At 35.2% G+C, this 17,011-nt stretch carries 20 protein-coding genes; 9 read left to right on the top strand and 11 right to left on the bottom strand.

The window, feature by feature from the left end:
- The 4 genes from BST91_RS12400 to aspS all read right to left on the bottom strand — a co-directional run bounded on the left by BST91_RS12400 (position 1) and on the right by aspS (position 4,606).
- Complete coding sequence (locus BST91_RS12400) at positions 1–1,395, bottom strand: MATE family efflux transporter (protein WP_085775563.1); 1,395 nt, start codon at positions 1,393–1,395, stop codon at positions 1–3.
- A 51-nt stretch (positions 1,396–1,446) separates the two neighbouring features.
- A complete protein-coding gene (hemH, locus tag BST91_RS12395) occupies positions 1,447–2,484 on the bottom strand; it encodes a ferrochelatase (RefSeq protein WP_042276373.1) in 1,038 nt (345 codons plus the stop codon).
- 89 nt (positions 2,485–2,573) lie between these two features.
- On the bottom strand, positions 2,574–2,831 hold the full coding sequence (locus BST91_RS12390) for a hypothetical protein (RefSeq protein ID WP_060523351.1): 258 nt from the start codon (positions 2,829–2,831) through the stop codon (positions 2,574–2,576).
- 23 nt (positions 2,832–2,854) lie between these two features.
- Complete coding sequence (gene aspS, locus BST91_RS12385; RefSeq protein WP_085775562.1) at positions 2,855–4,606, bottom strand: aspartate--tRNA ligase; 1,752 nt, start codon at positions 4,604–4,606, stop codon at positions 2,855–2,857.
- 235 nt (positions 4,607–4,841) lie between these two features.
- Here aspS and BST91_RS12380 point away from each other — a divergent pair, with 235 nt between their 5' ends.
- The 3 genes from BST91_RS12380 (at position 4,842) to BST91_RS12370 (ending at position 7,505) form a co-directional block, all read left to right on the top strand.
- Positions 4,842–5,201, top strand: a complete 360-nt coding sequence (locus tag BST91_RS12380) for a toxin-antitoxin system YwqK family antitoxin (protein ID WP_042276378.1) — start codon at positions 4,842–4,844, stop codon at positions 5,199–5,201.
- A 166-nt stretch (positions 5,202–5,367) separates the two neighbouring features.
- The gene (locus BST91_RS12375; protein ID WP_085775734.1) at positions 5,368–6,051 is read left to right on the top strand and encodes a TetR family transcriptional regulator C-terminal domain-containing protein; all 684 of its coding nucleotides are present in this window, start codon (positions 5,368–5,370) and stop codon (positions 6,049–6,051) included.
- A gap of 110 nt (positions 6,052–6,161) precedes the next feature.
- A complete protein-coding gene (locus BST91_RS12370) occupies positions 6,162–7,505 on the top strand; it encodes an ABC1 kinase family protein (protein WP_085775561.1) in 1,344 nt (447 codons plus the stop codon).
- A 53-nt stretch (positions 7,506–7,558) separates the two neighbouring features.
- On the opposite strand, the gene BST91_RS12365 is transcribed toward BST91_RS12370, so the two are convergent.
- Both BST91_RS12365 and BST91_RS12360 read right to left on the bottom strand, forming a co-directional pair.
- A complete protein-coding gene (locus BST91_RS12365; RefSeq protein WP_085775560.1) occupies positions 7,559–8,851 on the bottom strand; it encodes a metal-dependent hydrolase family protein in 1,293 nt (430 codons plus the stop codon).
- Positions 8,852–8,853: 2 nt separating this feature from the next.
- Entirely contained in the window at positions 8,854–9,987 is a 1,134-nt protein-coding gene (locus tag BST91_RS12360; RefSeq protein ID WP_085775559.1) for a DegT/DnrJ/EryC1/StrS family aminotransferase, read from the bottom strand.
- A 118-nt stretch (positions 9,988–10,105) separates the two neighbouring features.
- Here BST91_RS12360 and BST91_RS12355 point away from each other — a divergent pair, with 118 nt between their 5' ends.
- Positions 10,106–11,368 carry a 3-deoxy-D-manno-octulosonic acid transferase gene (locus BST91_RS12355; protein WP_085775558.1) on the top strand — a complete coding sequence of 421 codons (1,263 nt, stop codon included), beginning with the start codon at positions 10,106–10,108 and terminating at the stop codon, positions 11,366–11,368.
- Positions 11,343–12,320, top strand: coding sequence for a carboxypeptidase-like regulatory domain-containing protein (locus BST91_RS12350; RefSeq protein WP_085775557.1), 978 nt, complete (start codon positions 11,343–11,345; stop codon positions 12,318–12,320). The genes BST91_RS12355 and BST91_RS12350 overlap by 26 nt, the downstream gene beginning before the upstream one ends.
- Before the next feature lie 19 nt (positions 12,321–12,339).
- Here BST91_RS12350 and BST91_RS12345 read toward each other — a convergent pair whose 3' ends face one another.
- Positions 12,340–12,999: a DUF2461 domain-containing protein gene (locus BST91_RS12345; RefSeq protein WP_085775556.1), complete on the bottom strand. Its 660-nt coding sequence runs from the start codon at positions 12,997–12,999 to the stop codon at positions 12,340–12,342.
- Between the two features lie 137 nt (positions 13,000–13,136).
- Here BST91_RS12345 and BST91_RS12340 point away from each other — a divergent pair, with 137 nt between their 5' ends.
- Together BST91_RS12340 and BST91_RS13135 are read left to right on the top strand one after the other, a co-directional pair.
- On the top strand, positions 13,137–13,343 hold the full coding sequence (locus BST91_RS12340; RefSeq protein WP_042276388.1) for a hypothetical protein: 207 nt from the start codon (positions 13,137–13,139) through the stop codon (positions 13,341–13,343).
- A gap of 9 nt (positions 13,344–13,352) precedes the next feature.
- Positions 13,353–13,526: a hypothetical protein gene (locus BST91_RS13135; RefSeq protein WP_157546975.1), complete on the top strand. Its 174-nt coding sequence runs from the start codon at positions 13,353–13,355 to the stop codon at positions 13,524–13,526.
- A gap of 209 nt (positions 13,527–13,735) precedes the next feature.
- Here the strand turns inward: BST91_RS13135 and BST91_RS12335 are convergent, their stop codons facing one another.
- The 4 genes from BST91_RS12335 to BST91_RS12320 all read right to left on the bottom strand — a co-directional run bounded on the left by BST91_RS12335 (position 13,736) and on the right by BST91_RS12320 (position 15,678).
- Entirely contained in the window at positions 13,736–13,957 is a 222-nt protein-coding gene (locus BST91_RS12335) for a hypothetical protein (protein WP_085775555.1), read from the bottom strand.
- Positions 13,958–13,996: 39 nt separating this feature from the next.
- A complete protein-coding gene (locus BST91_RS12330) occupies positions 13,997–14,488 on the bottom strand; it encodes a hypothetical protein (RefSeq protein WP_085775554.1) in 492 nt (163 codons plus the stop codon).
- Between the two features lie 58 nt (positions 14,489–14,546).
- Positions 14,547–14,819: a hypothetical protein gene (locus BST91_RS12325; protein WP_042276391.1), complete on the bottom strand. Its 273-nt coding sequence runs from the start codon at positions 14,817–14,819 to the stop codon at positions 14,547–14,549.
- 88 nt (positions 14,820–14,907) lie between these two features.
- Positions 14,908–15,678, bottom strand: coding sequence for a LexA family transcriptional regulator (locus BST91_RS12320; RefSeq protein ID WP_042276393.1), 771 nt, complete (start codon positions 15,676–15,678; stop codon positions 14,908–14,910).
- A gap of 132 nt (positions 15,679–15,810) precedes the next feature.
- Here BST91_RS12320 and BST91_RS12315 point away from each other — a divergent pair, with 132 nt between their 5' ends.
- Both BST91_RS12315 and BST91_RS12310 read left to right on the top strand, forming a co-directional pair.
- Positions 15,811–16,638, top strand: a complete 828-nt coding sequence (locus BST91_RS12315; RefSeq protein ID WP_042276394.1) for an SOS response-associated peptidase — start codon at positions 15,811–15,813, stop codon at positions 16,636–16,638.
- A gap of 20 nt (positions 16,639–16,658) precedes the next feature.
- Positions 16,659–16,943 carry a hypothetical protein gene (locus tag BST91_RS12310; protein ID WP_042276396.1) on the top strand — a complete coding sequence of 95 codons (285 nt, stop codon included), beginning with the start codon at positions 16,659–16,661 and terminating at the stop codon, positions 16,941–16,943.
- The last annotated feature ends 68 nt before the right edge of the window (positions 16,944–17,011 follow it).

The following is a 17,011-nucleotide window of genomic DNA, read 5'->3' as shown; positions in this document are numbered from 1 at the left end:
TTAGTTTAAATGATTAAAATCCGGCGACTTCACAGCCGAATTATCTTTTAATTTCTTCATGGCTTTCCATAGGAAATAAGCCGTTATTAAAGTGGCACTTATATCTGCAATAGGAAAACTTATCCAAACTCCTGTTTCTCCAAAAAAATTGGGTAAAATCAAAAGTAAAGGAATTAAAATAATCGCAGTTCGTAGTAGGGTGAGCAATAAAGCAGGTATTGCCTTACCTATTGCTTGATAGTAAGCCGCTCCAATTAATTGTATACTTATGATAGGCAAGGAAAGAAAAACAAGACCCAAGGCAAATGAAGTACGATCAATCACTTGTGGGGTGTCTGTAAAAACATCTCCTATAAAATCCGTATTTAAAATTAATAATAGGAAAATGATAGTTCCTAAAATACAAGCCCAAATAATACTTGTGAAAATCACCTCTCTTACACGGTCATACTTCTTTGCTCCATAATTAAATCCAGCAATAGGCAAAAAACCTTGAGTAATTCCAAGTACAGGGAACAATGCAAACATCATCATTCTACCTATGATTCCAAATACAGCAACACTTTCTTCTCCACCCAGCTCAAACAATATGTTATTTAAAATTAAGTAAAGCACACTGGTAGTTGCTTGTCTGGATAAGGAAACAAAACCCAAAGCTCCTATTTCTCTTATTATTGAAAAGTTAGGCACAAAATCTTTAATTGAACACAGCAATTCACTTTTACCAGAAATAAAAAAACCGGCTACATAAAGAAAGCATAATCCATAACTCGCCGTGGTAGCCCATGCGGCACCCATCATTCCCCAACCTAAATACTTAATAAAGACGTAATCCAGCAGCAGGTTACCTATAGAAGGAATAAGCATGGCTATCATTGCATGAATAGGAGCTCCTTCAGCTCTTATGACATTATTACCCATCATGCACATAGCAAGAATAGGCACTCCATAAAGTACAATGCGATAGTAAATAGCAGCAGGTTCGTAGATGGCTCCTTTTCCACCAAATGCAGGTACTAAATTCTCAATAAATAACAACCCAACAACAACCAAGACTACGGTTATTATTAAGGTGATACTTATCATATTGCCAAAGGTCGTTTTGGCCTTTGAATAATTATTATCACCCATTGCTCGGGATATAATACTTGAGCCTCCTATACCGATCGCCATTCCCAAAGCGGCTATAAAAAAAGATACTGGTAGAACGACGTTTATCGCTGCAATGGCGACATCTCCTATCCAATTACCTACAAAAATGGTATCTACTAAAATATTTAAGGACATTACAAGAATTCCAATACTTGCAGGAATTGCTTGTTTTATCAATAACCCTTTAATTGGTAAAAGACCTAAAGACTGTGATTTATTATGTGCTACAGAGGTTTGGGGCATGGCGCACAAAGTTACAGCACGAGTAGCACTCTTGTCTTATAAGAATGTTATTTATACGGTAGCTTCAGCTCCTTGTAATGCCCATTCATCAATCCATCTAGACATTACTTTCACCCAATCTTCTCTTGTATTCAAGCATGGAATAACGTGAAATTGTTTCCCACCCACTTCGTGAAAGATCTCTTCACCTTCCATAGCAATTTCTTCCAAGGTTTCTAGACAATCACTTACAAAAGCTGGTGTTGCGATAGCGAGCTTTTTAACTCCACCTAGACCCATTTTTTCAATAGTTCGATCGGTGTAAGGAGTTAACCATGGATCAAAGCCTAATCTAGATTGAAATGTAGTGCTATAGGTGCCATCTTCTAAATTTAAGTACTCACCTACTAATCTTGTAACCTCATGGCATTGATGACTATAACAAAACTCATGTGCTGGTGATGGTGTAGCACAACAAGTACCATTCATTTTACAATGACCATTTGTTATATCGCTTTTTCTTATATGACGTTTTGGGACTCCGTGATATGAAAATAAAAGATGTTCATAATCCTTACCTTCTAACGATTCTTTAATCGATTCAGACAATACTCTGATATAATCAGGGTGATTATAAAAAGGAGGCATAACAGTAAATTCCATTTGTGGAAATTGTTCCTTTCTTATTTCCTCGGCTAACACAAGTATGGTTTCAGTAGTTGCCATTGCGTATTGAGGATATAACGGAATAAGTAGAACCTCATCAACTCCTTGATCGTGTAGCTCTTTAAGACCATTCTCAATAGTCATAGATCCGTATCTCATAGCAAGCGAAATAGGCACACTAGTATATGCATCTATTTTTTCCTGAAGACGCTCTGAAAGAACAATCAACGGACTTCCTTCTTCCCACCAAATCTTACTGTAAGCTTCTGCACTTTTCTTTGGTCTGGTGTTAAGTATAATCCCTTTTACTAAAAGAGCTCTTAATATGTAAGGTAAATCAACTACCCGTTCGTCCATTAAAAACTCATCTAGATATTTCTTTACATCTTTAGGATCGGTACTATCTGGCGAACCAAGATTAACAAGAAGAACTCCTTTTTTCATTGATTAAATTTAGAACTACAAAATTAACTTTTGTGTGGTCGTTATTATTTTTAGTCAATTACTATTACTTATAGTAATATTTGGAAATTTTAATCCCAATTTACTCCATTTTCATCAATATCTTCCTTCTCCTTGTCTTTATTCAGGTTGAAACCCGATAAGTCCTTTTTACTATATCTAACCCAAATAAAGGCAGGCATGATGATGAAAAAAATAAATAAGGTAGATAAACCTATAAGCTTATGACCCATAGCAACGGCATTACCTAAATGCACTAGATAAAACCCTGCACCTATAACGATAACAGCTAGTATCAATAAGACTGCAAGGATTTTCAATGGTTTCATTTAACTAAAGGATCTTTGACTAATTATTCTACTGTTACCTTTAAATTTAATTCTTGTAATTGCTCCTGATCAATTGCTGCAGGTGCATCAATCATAACGTCGCGACCACTATTATTCTTTGGAAATGCGATGAAATCACGAATAGTTTCCTGACCACCTAGAATAGAAACCAATCTATCAAATCCAAAAGCAAGTCCTGCGTGAGGTGGTGCTCCATATTCAAAAGCATCCATTAAAAAGCCAAATTGAGCTCTAGCCTCTTCAGGCGTAAAACCTAAATGGTCAAACATAAGCGCCTGTAATTCCTTATCAAATATTCTTACCGATCCACCACCTATTTCATTTCCATTAAGGACAAGATCATATGCATTGGCTCTTACATTACCAGGATCTGTAGAAAGTTTCTCAATATCTTCAGGTTTTGGTGATGTGAATGGGTGATGCATCGCGTGATAGCGCTCTGTATCCTCATCCCATTCTAATAACGGGAAATCAATTACCCACAAAGGAGCAAATTCTTCTGGATTACGCAGTCCTAGTCTTTCTGCCATTTCCATACGTAGAGCGCTTAATTGCGTACGCGTTTTATTTGTAGGTCCAGACAACACACAAATCAAGTCTCCAGCCTGTGCTCCTGTAGCTTCTGCCCATTGAGCTAGATCTTCTTGTGAATAAAATTTATCTACACTAGATTTAAAACTACCATCTTCATTGCACTTTACATACACCATTCCTAGAGCACCTACTTGAGGACGTTTTACCCAATCAATTAACTTATCAATTTCCTTACGAGTCATGCTGGCTGCACCTGGAACAGCGATTCCAACTACAATTTCTGCCTCATTAAAGATTTTAAAATCTCTCGCTTTCGCGAAAGCGGAAAGATCACCAAACTCCATCCCAAAGCGAATATCTGGTTTGTCATTACCGTATTTTTCCATCGCTTCCTGATAAGTCATACGAGGAAACTTATCAACCTGGACATTCTTAACTTCTTTTAATAAATGCCTTGTCATTTCCTCAAAAATGTTAAGTACATCTTCCTGCTCAACAAATGACATCTCACAGTCTATTTGTGTGAATTCTGGCTGCCTGTCTGCTCTTAAGTCCTCATCGCGGAAACATTTAACTATCTGAAAATATTTATCCAGTCCACCTACCATAAGCAATTGCTTAAAGGTTTGAGGAGATTGTGGTAGTGCATAAAACTGACCTTCGTTCATTCGACTAGGAACTACAAAGTCACGAGCGCCTTCAGGAGTTGATTTGATTAATACAGGTGTTTCTACCTCTACAAAATCCTTGGATGCAAGAAAATTACGTACCTGCATAGCTACCTTAGATCGGAAAATCAGATTTTCACGCACGGGATTACGACGTATATCTAGGTAGCGGTATTTCATTCTAAGTTCTTCACCACCATCTGTTTCATCTTCAATAGTAAACGGTGGCGTTTTTGAAGCACTTAGAATTTTTAATTCCTTTACAAGTATTTCAACATCACCTGTAGGTATTTTAGCATTTTTTGATTCACGCTCGATTACGGTACCTTTTACTTGTATTACATACTCGCGACCTAACGTTTGAGCGGTTTTCATAACTGTCTCATCTGTACGGTCCTCATCAAAAATAAGCTGTGTAATACCGTAACGATCTCTCAAATCAACCCAAATCATAAATCCTTTGTCACGAGATTTTTGAACCCAACCAGATAGGGTTACCTCTTTATTTACATCGCTCACTCTTAAACTTCCGCAGTCGTGTGTTCTATACATAATATGTTCTATAAGGAGCAGCAAAAATAAACCGATTCCAACGGATATTAAACATTAAATACTTAACATTTTATATCATAGCAATGACAAAACACGATAAAACATGTGATTTTAAAAATTTATAATATTCTGTTATTCAATAAAATACATCTCTAATGTAAATTTAACGTTACCTAATTGTTGTGTATATGTAATTTTAAAGTTAACTTTGGGTAGAACTTAAAAAGTATAGGTCATGAAAAACGTATTGATGGTAGCAGCATTGCTTGTAGGTTTTATAGTAAGCGCTCAAGAAGAAAACAAGCCCCAATTTGAACAATTAGAAAATGGTATGGTTAAGGCGACTTATTTCCATGACAACGGTTCAATTGCAGAGGAAGGAACATTTTTAAACAAAAAACGCCATGGTGAATGGATTTCTTATGATCAAAATGGTAATAAGATAGCACAAGCAGAATATTCACAAAATGAAAGAAGTGGTAAGTGGTTTTTTTGGAAAGGTGAAACACTAGTAGAGGTTGATTATTCTAATAATGCAATTGTTGCTGTAAACAACTGGACAAATAAGGAGGCAGTAGCCATTAATAAACCTTAATTTTAAAAAATTAATACAATAAAAACCTCGCCAAATGGCGAGGTTTTTTTGTTTCTAGTTTTAAGTTCTGAGATCTATTAACGACTAATCTTTAACAAATCTTTGTTTAACTTAATTAACGTATTTGTTAAACAAAATTGTATTTTTACCAAAAGGATTAATTGTTATGGCCACAGTAAAAAAATCTACCGCAAAAAAGACAACTAAAAAGAAAACTCCTAATCGCCAGGATATTATAACGGCTTACATGGAATACGTTTTAGAGCATGAAAAAGAACCTAAAAGTGTATACAAGTTTGCCAAGGAAAATAAAATGGAAGAGCAAGAGTTCTATGCACATTTTGGAAGCATAGAAGGTTTACGCAAGGAAATTTGGAATACCTTTTTTACTATGACAATGGACGTTGCTCATAAGAATGAGGATTATGCACATTTTTCTAATCGTGAAAAAATGCTCACTTTTTTCTACACCTTTTTTGAATTACTAACTATGAATCGTAGTTATGTTTTATTTACTCTACATGGTAAACAAAGCATGATGAACAAAATGGATGAACTTAAAGGTTTAAGAAAACATGTAAAGGATTTTGCTCGAACATTAATTCAAGAACGTAATGAAAGTAAGACCAATATTTTACTAGAGCGTTCAGAAAGTATCTACAGCGAGGGCGCATGGATTCAAATGCTTTTCCTTTTAAAATTTTGGATGGATGATGATAGCCCAGGATTTGAAAAAACAGACATGGCTATTGAAAAATCCGTTAATACCATTTTTGATGTTTTTGATAATACACCCTTAGATGCAGTTTTAGACTTTGGCAAATTCCTATGGAAGGAGCGCATGGCTTAAAATCTAAATTGATATAAAGAATTTTAAGGTGTAAAAGCAACTAAATCGTTTTGCACTCGGTTATAGCTATTAGCCTTTTGCATGTAAATCAGGTTTTACATTTTCATGTTATGAAAACAATTGATAAAATACCTACTAGTAAAATAGGCCGCACTACAGAGCTAGTAAAGACTGGTGCCAAAATAGGTGCCAACTACCTAAAATATTATTCAAAAAAAGCTGTTAATCCAACTCTTGACCGCAGTACTTTGGACGAGGACAATGCTGCCGATATTTATGATGGATTAAAAAGTTTAAAAGGTAGCGCTCTTAAGGTAGCTCAAATGCTTTCTATGGATAAGAGCTTATTACCTGGTGCTTACGTAGAAAAATTTAGTCTAGCTCAATTTAGCGTTCCACCATTATCAGCACCTTTAGTTCGTAAAACATTTAGAAAGTATCAAAACGCATATCCTGAAGATATATATGATTCGTTTTCAAAAGATTCTGTAAATGCAGCTAGTATCGGTCAAGTGCACAAAGCGACCAAGGATGGTAAACAGCTCGCTGTAAAAATTCAATATCCAGGAGTGGCAGATTCTATAAGTAGTGACCTTGCCCTTGTAAAGCCTATCGCCATCAAAATGTTCAATTTGAAAGGCGAAGACAGCAAGCGTTATTTTGCCGAAGTAGAAGAAAAACTTCTAGAAGAAACCGACTATGAATTAGAGGTAAAGCAAAGTATAGAAGTTACTGAGGCTTGTAGTCATATACCTGGATTAAAATTTCCATCTTATTATCCAGAGCTTTCTAGCAAGCGCATTATAACCATGGATTGGATGCAAGGAACACACTTAAGTGAATTTGCAAAAACAGATTTTAACTCCAAAACTGGGAATAAATTAGGTCAAACGCTTTGGGATTTTTACATGTTTCAAATGCACGGTCTTAAAGCCGTACATGCAGATCCTCATCCTGGTAATTTTCTCATTTCAGAGGATAATGAATTAATTGCAATAGATTTTGGATGTATCAAGCAAGTACCTGAAGAATTTTACCAGCCTTACTTTGAGCTTGCGGTACCAGAACATATCAACGATCCCGATACATTCAAGGAAAAATTGAAACAGCTAGAAATCCTACGCCCGGACGATACTGATCAAGAAATTGAATATTTCTCTGCTTTATTCCATGAGATGCTTAGTTTGTTTACTAAACCTTTTCAAGAAAAAACTTTCGACTTTTCTGATGAATCTTTTTGGGATGAAATATCCTCTTTAAGTGAGAAGTATAGCAACGATAAGGAATTGCGTAAAATGAACGGTAATAGAGGTAGTAAGCATTTCCTATATATCAATCGTACTTTCTTTGGACTATATAATCTATTACACGATTTAAAAGCAACTGTAAACACTCACGATTATATAAAGTATCTAGAAGAAAAAGGTCTTAAAAATCATAGCGCGCTCTCATAATGTGAGGCGCGCTATTAGATATTATAGTTTTAGGCAGTTTATAGAATCGATACTTAGTTTTTAAAAACCACTCCATCCTTCATAACAAAATCTATTTGCTCTAGAATAGCTATGTTCTTTTCTGGATTTTCGGTCACCGCTACCACATCTGCATAGAAACCAGGTTGCAACTGTCCGATTTCATTTTCCATATTAAGGATTATAGCTGGTGTAATAGTGGCGCTTTGTAAGGCTTCCATTGGTTTCATTCCAGCCTCTACCATGTAGCCAAATTCCTTGGCATTTTTACCATGGGCAAATACACCAGCATCAGTACCAAAAACAATAGGTACACCTCGTTTGTAGGCTCTCGCAAAGGTCCCTTGTATTTGTGGACCAACTTCTCTCGCCTTGGGTACAACCACTTCTGGATAAAAACCTTCTTCCTCTGCTTTGAGTGCCACTTCTTTACCTGCCGTTATGGTAGGAACTAGATAGCAATTTTTCTCAATCATAAGATCCATTGTTTCTTCACTCATATAGGTACCATGCTCAATGGTTTTAACACCACCTTCAACAGCCCTACGCATGCCCTCGTCGCCGTGAGCATGAGCAGCTACATGAAACCCATAATCAGCAGCGGTTTGTGTAATCGAGCGTATTTCTTCAATAGTAAATTGTGGGTTACTGCCGTTTTTTGCAACACTTAAAACACCACCAGTTGCTGTAATCTTTATACAGTCTGCGCCATTTTTATACCTATGTCTAACAGCTTCCCTACCTTCTTCGGGAGAATTAATTACTCCTTGTCTGGGACCTGGATCACCCATTAATTTTTGATTACTGCCATTTGTAGGGTCTGCATGACCGCCAGTACTAGCAATAGATTTTCCGGCCGTAAAAATACGCGGTCCCGGCACTTTCCCTTTATTAATAGCATCTCGCAGGGAAATATTTATACCACTACCACCTAAATCCCTTACTGTTGTAAAACCTGAAAGAAGTGTGATTTCAGCATACTTTACTGAGTCATAAGCAACATCTGCTGGATCGTCTACATATTTTTGGACATATGCATGTGGATTATATTCTGTCTCCATATGCACATGCATATCTGTAAATCCTGGCATCACCCATTGATCTTTTAAATCTATAAGATTTATTTGTCCTGTAGGTGTTTTGTATCCCTTCTGCACTGATTGTATTTTATTCCCTTCAATGATTAAAGTCATTTCGGTTTGCCACTCACCTTTTTTGGCATCTAGTAAGTGACCTGCGTGTATGAACGTTGTGGTTGAAGGTTGTTGTGAGTACGCTTTCGCAAAAGCGAGACATACCAACAACATCAGTGCTGCGATATTTTTCATAATTAAGAATTTACAAACTCTAGTACTTTGTCTGTTATAAATTTGATTTGCTCATCATCCAATTCTGTGTGCATAGGTAATGATATACATTCCTTTACTAATCTATTTGTTACTCCAAAGTCCTTTTCTTGATAGCGATCATCGGCATAGGCTTTTTGAAGGTGTAATGGTATAGGATAATACACACCGCAAGGAATATCATGTTGGTTTAAATAGGCTACGAGCGCATCGCGATCGGTTTCTTTTACAAGTAAGGTATATTGATGAAACACATGACAATCACAGTTATCACAAATGAGCGGCGTGATAATCTTCTCGTTACCAGCAAGTGCTGCCGTGTATTTTCTAGCAGCGGTTCTACGAGCCTCATTGTATTGATCTAGCCGACGTAATTTTGATCTAAGAACAGTTGCCTGAACAGAATCCAATCGTGAATTGACTCCTACAACATCGTGGTGATATCTAACATACATTCCATGATTTACGATTCCTCTTATGGTATGAGCAAGATCATCATCATTAGTAAAAATAGCACCACCATCACCATAACAACCTAAATTTTTGGAAGGAAAAAAGGAAGTAGTACCTACATTACCTATTGTTCCAGTCTTAGACTTAGTACCATCCTCATTTAAGTAGTTAGCTCCAATAGCTTGTGCATTATCCTCAATCACATACAAATCATGCTCTCTTGCAATTTCCATGATTTCACTCATGTTTGCTACTTGCCCAAATAAATGAACAGGTACGATGGCCTTAGTTTTAGGAGTAATGGCTTTTCTTATAGCCTCAGGATCAATGTTAAAATTGAAAGGATTAACATCCACTAGAACTGGTGTAAGCCTAAGTAGCGCAATTACCTCAACTGTCGCTGCAAACGTAAAATCGGCAGTAATCACTTCATCACCTGGCTCTAGACCCAATCCCATCATAGCTATTTGAAGAGCATCAGTACCATTGGCACATGGTATCACATGTTTTACATCTAGGTATTCTTCTAGCTCTTTTTGAAAAGCGTGAACTTCGGGACCATTTATATATGCGGTAGATTCTATCACATTCATGATACCTGCATCTACCTCTTCTTTTATTTTTTCATATTGACCTTTGAGGTCAACCATTTGAATCTTACGCATTTGTAATTTAATTTTTGGAAAAAGTCAATGTTTTGACTCTACTTGTAAAAATACGCAATATTAGGAGCATGACCCAAGCGTATTTTTTGTACTATTTTTGAGTAAAATCAATTGTTTTTTGAAAGTTTTATATCGTATTATAATCGCTGCTGCAAAGGCTGGCTTGCCCCTAATCGGATTATTTAATAAAAAGATTAACCTAGGGGCAAAAGGTCGTGGTGCTACGTGGGATATCCTTGATAAAAAGGTAAAGAAAACTACTCCAAAAATCTGGGTTCACGCAGCCAGCCTAGGAGAGTTTGAACAAGTAGTCCCAGTGCTAGAAAAAATTAATCGAGAAAAATATCAAGTTGTTTTAAGCTTTTTCTCACCTAGTGGTTATGAAAATAAAAAGCATACTTCGCTGGCTGATGTTGTTTGTTACCTGCCTCTTGACACAAGGACTAATGCTCAAAAATTCATAAAGGTGGTTGAGCCCAGTCTCGCAATTATGGTAAAATATGAGTTTTGGCCACAATACCTTAATCAACTTAAACTTAAAAAGATTCACACCATACTAGTAAGTGGAGTTTTTAGAGAAAAAATGCCTTTTAATTCCTGGTACGGCAAGTGGATGACACCTTCTTTAGAAGCCTTTTCTCATTTCTTTTTACAAGATGAACATTCATTATACCATCTTAAAAATCTGGGATATACAAATGCAACCGTGAGCGGCGATACTAGGTTTGATCGTGCCAGCCAACTCATTGAGCGTAGTAACCATCTAGATTTCTTAGATGAATTTCTCGCTAACAAAAAGTGCCTCGTGGTAGGTAGTAGCTGGCCAGAGGATATTTCGGTTATGAAGAACTGGTTAAACTCCAATAGTCAAAATGAAAATTACAAGGTAATTATAGCACCACACGAAGTTCATAGTAATGCGATAAAGCAATTAATTGATCAACTTGATCATCCTGTACAATTGTACAGTGAGATTGAAAAAAATAAAGTGGTCGAAGAAACAACTACCCTTATCATTGATAGTATAGGAAAGCTTACTCTAGTCTATAGCTACGCTAGTATTGCTTATGTAGGTGGAGCTATGGGTACAAAAGGATTGCACAATATTCTCGAGGCCGCAACCTTTGGAATACCGGTAGTGATTGGAAAAAACTATGAAAAATTTCCTGAGGCAGGAAAACTAGAAGATTTAGGTGGACTGTTTTCAATAGAAAACAAACAAGAATTCAATGAGATAATCAATAAACTTTTTGAAGATGATTATTTAAGAGACAAAACTGGTATGATTTCTGGACATTGGATTAACAGCAATACGGGTGCCACTCGATTAATACTTAATTATTTAAAAGAATACAATGAAGACATGGTTGTCCATAATTAGCCTTTTTATAAGTTTAATTAATAATGCTCAAGATAACATTGTTGTAGTGGACAATGAAACAAAGGAAGGCATTGCATTTGTAACGGTAAGTTTTGGTAACGGTAATGGAACCTTTGCCGATGGTGATGGCGTATTCAAATTCTCAAAGGTCCTTTATAAGAATGTTGATTCTTTATTCATTAGCTCAATAGGCTATCAAGAACTGGCTTTATCGTCGAGTAAAATTACAGACACTTTATTCCTCAAAGCCAAACAAAACAATCTGGAAACAGTTATTATAAACGCACAACTTACAGGAAAACATAAACGAAAGAAAAAGAAAGAGCTCGTTCATGATAATTATCATGATTGCTGGCTACCTACTGTAGAAAGTGAAATCGCTGTAAGATTTGATCGCTATGAAAACGCACCTACTCAAATCAAAACATTAAAACTACCTATATTACTAGAAGACACGCAGCGCAGCAAAAATCGTAAACAGACCAGAAGATTCTCTACCATGTTTAGAGTTGTGTTTTACGACGTATCACCAGATGGCAAACCAGTAAGAGAATCTCTGTGGCCTTCAAAAACTTTTATAATTACCCAAGAAGCTGGCGACGTGTACGAGCTGGATATTGAAGATCTCAATATTAATATTCCTCAAGAAGGCATTTTTGCTTCCATACAAGTTTTAGGCTATACCACGCCCAAGGGCGAATTAATAAAAGCGAAAAAATATCGTGAATTCAAATCTAAATACGGTACCCAAAAAATAGCCACAACTTATAGACCTCTATTACCGTTTACTGACGAGATAGAAGGGAAGAAAACGTATGTACGTCGTATATTTTTAAACAACAAACAATGGACACTTTTTGATTTTTCCTATAATCCAAAAAGCAAATTACTGCGCAGTGGTCATGAAAATTACGGCATGGGCGCCGAGTTTAAAGTGTTCTACAAAGACTAATTCAAAGAAAAAATCTAGACTATACAGTTACCGCCTTATTTAAATAGTCTCTAAAGGGCATCATCTCTTTATAAACATGCACACAATGATCCATAAAATCGGCTTGCATAATTTCCTTTTGGGTAAGAGAATGCGATACAGCATGTGTTTTTTTACGCAATAAATCAATATGTTCATGATCTTGTGAAAATCCTTTAGGCGCGGTTTTTAAACTTTCGCCGTCATCGATAAGGTCAAAGGTGTCTTTAAAAGACTTCTTATTAAGCACCTTCTTGAATTCATCGCCGTTATAATCAATAGCATCCCTTATAGAGTCTAGCAATTCCTTTTTAGGTTTCCAATAACCACCAGCCAGAAAAGACTCATTTACACCTATATGGATATAAAAATCACCCTGCTTACCGCTAGCGTTTAAATCTAATCCTGCCCCAAAATGATCTTTATATATAGGCTTGTTAGGATGATATAACAAGTTGTTATTAATTCGATTAAGCGCCTTACGTCCATCAGTTGAAATATAATTATCATCAACTTGCATTAGTTTTTGATCCAGCTCATTCAACCAGACTATGTAATCGTCCCGTACCTCATGGTAGCGTTTCCTATTTTGATCCATCCATTCTTTATTATTGTTTTTTTGCAAATCACGCAAAAAATCAAACATCTTTCTAAAATTCATCTTTTAAACAATTTGTGTTAAAATAGTTTCGCTTTCGCGAAAGCGTAAACAATTTAACAGTTTTTATAAGTACTTAATATAATTATAAGACTAACTGCTAGGTGAGCTACATATCTTTGATCAAAACAAACACCGACATGAAAAAAATAGTTTTATTACTTGCGATTGCTTGTACCACATTAGTCGTTTCTTGTAGAGAAACTGAAACTAAAACAGTAATCAAAGAAGTTGAAAAGGAAGCTGAAGAAACTGAAGGAGCTCTTGAACGTGCTGCTAAAAAAGTAGATAAAGAAGTTAATGAAGAGATTGATGAGCAAATAGAAAAAATAGGCGACGATAATTAAAAAATTGCTATGAAAAAGATATTATTAGGTCTATTATTCTTATTCACCTTAAGCTTAACCAGTTGTCGTGACGAACGACCTGGGATGGACAAAGTTGAAGTACAAGGACTAGGTGAAGACGCTAACGACAGCGATGCTCAAGAAAGTTTTGATACTAATCCTACACCAGCAGATAAGGATTAAAATCAAGATTAATCTTATAAAAAAGGCACTTTTAAGTGCCTTTTTTTATGCTTTGGATTTAAAGTCTTGCTAAATTCAACCCATAAGTTCAACACATTTGTTTATTTATCTGTTCGATAGGCTTATTATAATTAAACTTATTTAATGCACTTTTCATTTCAATTTAGATTGATGTTGTAAGAATAGTAAAAACATTTAACCTATATTAATCATGAACAACACTGCTCAGTAATACTGGAAAATGATATTGGTTCTACGTCTACTAACATCCAAGCACTTTCGCTTTGTTCATAAAAACCGATCATGCCATTTTCACCAATGAAAGAACCACTACAACAGCCTGTTTCATCTTCTACACTATACTTTATCAAACCTGTCTCAAAATTCCCACAATCACAGTTTTTTCCAAAAGAAAAGTTTAGAAAAAACATAGATATAATTAATACATAGATTTTTAGCTTCATAACAAATTAATTTAAGAATTGCAGTTTATTAAGCTGTCCTAATTTCTGTTTTTGAAGTTCTTGATTATTCCAAGAAGCATTCTCTAAATACATTTTGTTTTTATTATAAAAATCATCCAATAATTTTTTCCTTTTTGGGTCTGATAATTTATAATTTTTGTTTACCAATGAATAAAAAGTAGCCATTGAGGGGATATTAGAATTCATCCTTGACATGTCATTTATTAAAACATTGACTTGCTCTTCATTTAATTGAGAAGTCCTACTATAAAAATTAGTGTGCCACATAGCTAATAAATTGTTATAATACAATTCCGATCGATGTTCATTTTTTTCAGCTTTGTAAACATCAAACAAATCATCAATTGACAACTTATTAAATTTATCCGAATTCCAGCTGACAGAAGATTTTGGAACTGCATATTTTTCTACTTCTGATGGAATGGTCCCTTTTTCTGAATCATCTTTAATCTGTTCAGAATTGTTAGTACACGCCATAAGTATTATAGCTAGTAAAACAAAATAGAATAATTTATTTTTTTCATAATATAAAAATTTAAACGTTTTGACCTGAACAACAAGATTCTTGTGCGGCTGCCGGTGAAATAAATTCCCTACCAATCCAATGCCATGCTTCACCCTCATTTACATAAGTATCGTAATAAGCGTATTCACCGACCACAGTCCCAGTACAGCAACCTCTACCATTATTCAAAATTTGGTAATGTGTAATACCTCCTTCAAAATCCCCACATCCACAATAATTGTAATCAGATGTTGAAAAATTTGAAAAAGTCATTAATAATCCAATAAGATAAAATGTTTTCATAATTCATTAATTTCCAAAAAGTTAAATAAAAAAAATTGCATTGTTTAACTTATTAACAAAATATTAATACTATTGTTAATATTAAAAATTAATTATAGCTCTTTATTTTTTTAATTTCTTCTCTTAAACTTTCTAAACCTTCTTGTAAGCTAATCATAGCTTCTTGACCTTCTCGTACCTCTAGGTCAAAACTTAGTTTTGAATTCACTTCCCATAGTTCTGTAATTTCTTCTACGGGTTGTTCAATAACTGGATATTCTCTATTTAATGAAATCAAGTATACCTCGCGACTAGATTCGGTTTTACGTAGTTTTTTAACTAGAACACTATCAGGTGTTACTACAACATGAATACGATTGTTATTTGCAGCAGCCATACTTTCTACCGCTTTACCCATTACCCATTCTTTAGGTTGTAGTACGGGTAACATACTATCTCCTTTTACTTGAAAAGCTCTATAACTACCTTCCTTATATTGAGGTAATGGTATATTAAAAGCAGGCAATTCATTATACCAATCTGTATCTTGCACATTACTGGCATAACCGGCACTAGCTTTAATAGGCACCATAATCATATTCTCGCGTTCATTTGAATCTAGAGTTACCACTTTTGGTGAAGTACTAGCGCTTGTATCCAGCTTCTTATTATAACTTGTACCATACAGCCACATAGGATTTATTTGAAATTGCTTTAATAGTTCAACTACTACGCTTCCTGTAATCTTCTTTTTGCCGCGTTCAATATCTGCGGTTGATGATCCAGCTCCTAGCAATTGAGCAAATTCAGATTGGGTTTTACCCAACTCTTCTCTAATTATTTTAAAGCGTTTAGCCTCTATTGGAATGTCTTGTGCCATAAAACAAATATACATATTAATGGAATATTTCCAATTTTAACACTGGAATATTTCCTACTTAATGGAATTATTCCATATATTTGACCTGTTAAACGGAATTTTTATTGGAATTATTCCAAAATAAGATTTATTATGTGTGGAAGAGCAACTTTACTATCGTCACAAGCAACATTAGAAAAACGATTTAATGCAAGATTTGCTAGTAAAATACCATTAGTAGAAAATGTAAACATAAGCGCCGGTGACCTCATACCTGTAGTTACATCTAGTAACCCACATCACATACAAATGTTTACATTAGGATTTACTCCACACTGGGCACACAAGCAAACTTATATGCTTAATGCTCGTGCAGAAGGAAGTAACAATAAAGAAAACAACAGTCAATATGATGGAGCACTAGGTATATTCCAGAAACCTATGTTTCGTAAAGCGATAAAAAGCCAGCGTTGCTTAGTGCTAGTCGATGGTTTTATTGAAGGACCTAAACACGAGAAACTAAATAGACCTTATTTTATTTATCCAAATCAAAATCAAGGTCCATTTGCACTAGCTGGTATTTACGACATATGGCAACATCCTCTTACAGGTCAATTACATCACACAGTAGCGATAGTAACCACAGCTGCAAATCGTATCACAAAACGTATCGAGCATCACCGCGCTCCTTTAGTCCTTACAAAAAAACAAGAAGAGCTCTGGCTAGACACAGATCTAGATGTAAAACAATTATCATCAATTATGAAGCCTTTTGACCCTAAAGGTTTTAACGCATATCCTATTTCTCAAAAAATTAAAAATCCAAAATCTAACGGTTTAGACTTATTAAAACCAATAGGAGATAAATTATTTATGGACTTTAATCGCAGTCCTTATGAAAAGTTGAAATACAAGGAAGAGCATTCTTATAGTATAAGAGAAGAACGCCTGGTTGAAGGAGATCAATTTGTATTGTTTTAATCACCAATACCGTGAATGAAATGTCAATAGAAAAAATTAAATGTGAGGTTGCATCAAGGATTGAACAACTCATGCAGCACAGGAAAAAATCATTACTAGTAGCTCAACTTTTAAAACAAAATGTAAAAAGCTGGCCAGAAAAAGTTGCAGAGACTAATGAACTAGTTAATAAAGCTTACGAGGTCATCAACGAAGTATTGTTACAGCATCAAATCAAATGGAATAATGACCTAGAACGCGAGGGGATAATTAGTTATTTGGAACCTACCGTGCATGACATTGTCATAAAAAACATGGACGATTAAAAATAAAGCTTCCTTTATAACACGAATTGCACCTCACAGGATTTCCTAGTGAGGTTTTTTAACCTCTA

The organism is Nonlabens tegetincola, assembly GCF_002117085.1.
Lineage (GTDB): Bacteria > Bacteroidota > Bacteroidia > Flavobacteriales > Flavobacteriaceae > Nonlabens > Nonlabens tegetincola.
This window is presented reverse-complemented; position numbering and strand designations above follow the sequence as displayed.